Genomic DNA, 3,375 nt, shown 5'->3' on the forward strand with positions numbered 1-3,375 from the left:
GAGCAGCACCGGCGCCCGGTCAAGCGGAGCGCGGCCCAGCCCGGCCTCCCAGGCCATCAGCATCGCCTCTGGGCTCAGTCCTGCCCGCATCTTTCAAGGCCCTCCCGGGCCAGCCGCCCGTTCGCGCCCCTGTTCTTGCGGTTCCGCCACCTCGCGGTCGCGCAACCAGCCCTCGTTCTCCAGCTTGATCGACTGGGTCGCGACGGCGTTGGCATTGGCGTCAAGCTCGGGCAGGGCCTGGAACTCGGACCCCCAGCAGCGATAGACGTTGTAGGCCAGCGCCAACTGGCCGCCTCGTTATACATCTCGATGATGATGTCCTTGCGGAAATCCTTGAGCGCGACCTCGGCCCCCAGCCCGGCCTCGACATTCCAGACAAGGTTTGCCCAGGTCTCGAATTCGGGGTCGTGGGTGACGCCGCGTTCCAGCGTGATCGCCTCGAACCTGGACCGGCCGGGCGATTTGCGGCTGGTCGAAGGATCGCCGCCGACGCGATGCTCGACCACCTCGGTCGTGCGTTTCAGCGGGCCGACCTTCGAGATCCCCGCGACATGGCGGCCATCCCGTTTCACGCGGAACTTGAAGCTCTCGTCGGGGTCCGCGCTGTCGTAATCGACGTTCAGAACCAAGGCGTTACCCCACGCGCCCTCGCTGGCGGCGGTGGCGGTCAGGGTCAGGTCGCCCGCCGTTGTGCGCATGCCGATGGCGGCGGGCACCGCGCCTTCGGCCACGCGGACCACCCACGCGCTGGCGCCGCCATTCAGGAAGAAATGGCTGACCGCGTAGGCAAGCGGGCTGTCGAGGTGCAACCCCCCGGAAATTGCGCTCGAAATCGGCATAGCTGAAAAGCTGGACGGGGGCGTTGACGGGGCCGCGGGCGGTGTAGCCGACGAAACCGGCGATCGCGGTCGGCACACCGGCGATGGCGCGGGTGCCGGAGGGAATTTCCTGAATGTATACGCCGGGATAGGAGACTGCGACAGCCATTGGATGCTCCTTGCATCAACAGCGCGTCGAAGGCCCGACATCCCGGGAAAGCGCGCCTGAAAGTCGCCGGGCGCGCGGAAATTTACCAGCTAAAGCTTTTTACTCGAATAAAAATTCCGTCCCCCCACAGGACAGCAAGGCAACACCCCGGCGCATGCGCGATACCTGATGCATGCGGTCGCGGCATGGCCGGCATACCTTCGAGACAGGCCTCGGATCATGCCTAACCTCGTGAGCATCAAGAATGCCCGGATTCGAGTCAAGCCCACTGCGCAGGCCGGGAGCGTGGGTCGGCGGGGACTGCGCGGCGGGCGGAACGGGATATCGGATTTTCATCGGACTTCCATCGGGGTTTCATATGGCAAATCTCCTTGCGCCGATCCGCGCCCATGGCCGGTCGGATCCCGCCGGACAAGGCGGCCAGATCACCCGCGACCCGAGCCGGGCGCTGTGCTAGGCTTGCCCCGCCGGACAGGGGCCGCGACAGAGGCCGCGCCTGAGCGGGAGGGGCGCGGGATGAACTGGAAGCTGATCTCGCCGGGCTGGGCGCTATCGCCGCGCTGGGGGTGGGTGGCTATGTGGCGCTTGGCCTGATGGACGGCGCGCGCCCGGCCACGATCGGCGAGACCCCAGCCGAGAACGGCTATACCGAGTTCCGCCCGCCCACGCGAAGCGCGCTGCCCGGCACGCTGGTTCTGGTCACGGGGACCGAGCCGGTGGCGCTGGGCGTGGTGTGCCGCCCGGAACAGGCGCTGGGGCCGGGACTTGCCGAGATCCCGATCTCGGCCTCGATCTCGACCGAGCTTTCCTCGGCGCTGAACCGCACGCTGGCGCTGGATGCGGGGCTGCTGGACCGGATCAGGGCGGGCGGCTGAAGGAGGTCAGCGAGATCCGCATCACGCTGGGCAATGTGCGTATCCTGGAACTGTCCGACGACGACGTGATCCGCGGCCAGCCCCGGCGCGATGCCGCCTGCGCCGAGGCGGTGCGGCTGCGGCTGGCGGCGGGCCAGCCGCTGACCATGATCAAGGCCGCGCTGATGGCGGATGTGACCTATCCCGCCACGACACGCAGCGGCGCGGACGGGCCGGCGGCGATGGATGTGCAGCGCGATCTGGCCGCCGCGCTGAAATCCGAGGTCACGGGCAGCGCGGGCGGCACGGTCACGCTGCGCGGGCGCGACAGATCGCATTGGGTTTTCGGTGCGATTGCGCCCTGTTGCCGGGCAGTTCACCCGTGGGGGAGGTCTGGGGGTATGCGGTTCGCTCTGGCTGTGGTGCTTGCGGCGCTGCTGCAAGCGGGGTCTGTGGGGGCCGATGAGGCACGGCGCGAGCGAGCGACCCGGGCCTTGCAGCACGAGCTTGGCCTGCCCGAGACGGGGCTGATGGACGGGGCGACGCGGGCGGCGCTGTTCGCGCCGATGACCGAGGCAGGCACGCCGCGCCCGGCGCTGTCCGCGCCCGAGGCAAGCGTCAGTCTCGACCTGGGCGGCGATGCGGGGTGCGGCCGCGCCGGTGGATCTGCCGCCCGCAACCGGCACCGGCCGGACCGTCGCCCAGCCCACCATGGCGCCCGACCTGCGGCCGAGCTGTCGGACGCCTCGGCGATCTATGCGCAATACGAGATGGGAAGGCTGTCGCTCAGGCCCGAGACCTGGGTACCGTTCTCGGTGATCGGCGAGGACGAGCGCGTGGCGGTGAACGACACGACGAGCTTTCCCGAGCGCGCCATCGTGCAGATCCTGTTCCAGAACGCTTTTGACGGCACGAGCCTGTGTTCGGGCATGATGGTCTCGGCCGATACGGTGCTGACGGCGGCCCATTGCATCCATGGCGGTACGGTGTTCGGGCGGGCCTATTCGGCCTATCGCGTGCTGCCCGGGCGCAACCGCGCGGCCACGCCCTTTGGCGAATGCGGGGTGCGGCGCGCGCATGTGTTGCAGGACTGGACCGCGGCCACCAGCGCCGAGAGGCGCGCGATTACGACCTCGGGGCGCTGAAGCTCGATTGCCGGGTGGACGAGGCGACGGGCTGGGCCGGGGGGCGGGTGCTGGAGGATGCCGAACTGGGTGCGGTGACGGTGGTGCAGGGCTATGCCGCCGACAAGGCACTGCCGGGGCGGCAATGGGTCAGCACCGACAGCCTGCGGATATTGCGGGATCTCGAGGGGTTCGCCCTGAACGACAGCCATGGCGGCACTTCCGGTTCGCCGGTCTTCCTGGGCGCGGATCGCGCGGTCCTGGTCGGCGTGCATACCAACGGGCTGCATGGCGAGGAACTCCGGGCGAGCCACAACGCCTTTACCCGGATCACGCCCGAGCGGATGCGCCGGATCGCCGAATGGATCGCGGGCAAGGGCGCGGAGGCGGGCCGATGATCGGGCGGGGGC

4 protein-coding genes are annotated in these 3,375 nt (G+C 69.2%); 3 read left to right on the forward strand and 1 reads right to left on the reverse strand.

Features of this window, described 5'->3' with window-relative positions:
• Window positions 1-74: 74 nt before the first annotated feature.
• Window positions 75-809, reverse strand: a complete 735-nt coding sequence (locus ENN83_RS07625) for a phage tail protein (RefSeq protein ID WP_349760105.1) — start codon at window positions 807-809, stop codon at window positions 75-77.
• A gap of 744 nt (window positions 810-1,553) precedes the next feature.
• Between ENN83_RS07625 and ENN83_RS07630 the strand changes: the two genes are divergently transcribed.
• From ENN83_RS07630 to ENN83_RS07640, 3 genes are read left to right on the forward strand one after another with little or no spacing between them, the layout of a single operon-like run.
• Window positions 1,554-1,862, forward strand: coding sequence for a hypothetical protein (locus tag ENN83_RS07630; protein WP_287185681.1), 309 nt, complete (start codon window positions 1,554-1,556; stop codon window positions 1,860-1,862).
• A 35-nt stretch (window positions 1,863-1,897) separates the two neighbouring features.
• The gene (locus ENN83_RS07635; protein WP_287185683.1) at window positions 1,898-2,986 is read left to right on the forward strand and encodes a trypsin-like serine peptidase; all 1,089 of its coding nucleotides are present in this window, start codon (window positions 1,898-1,900) and stop codon (window positions 2,984-2,986) included.
• Between the two features lie 14 nt (window positions 2,987-3,000).
• Window positions 3,001-3,363 (forward strand): hypothetical protein, encoded by a 363-nt coding sequence (locus tag ENN83_RS07640; protein ID WP_287185685.1) that lies wholly within the window; start codon window positions 3,001-3,003, stop codon window positions 3,361-3,363.
• Window positions 3,364-3,375: the final 12 nt, after the last annotated feature.

The sequence above is a fragment of the Rhodovulum sp. genome (assembly GCF_011048875.1).
GTDB classification, from domain to species: domain Bacteria; phylum Pseudomonadota; class Alphaproteobacteria; order Rhodobacterales; family Rhodobacteraceae; genus Rhodovulum; species Rhodovulum tesquicola.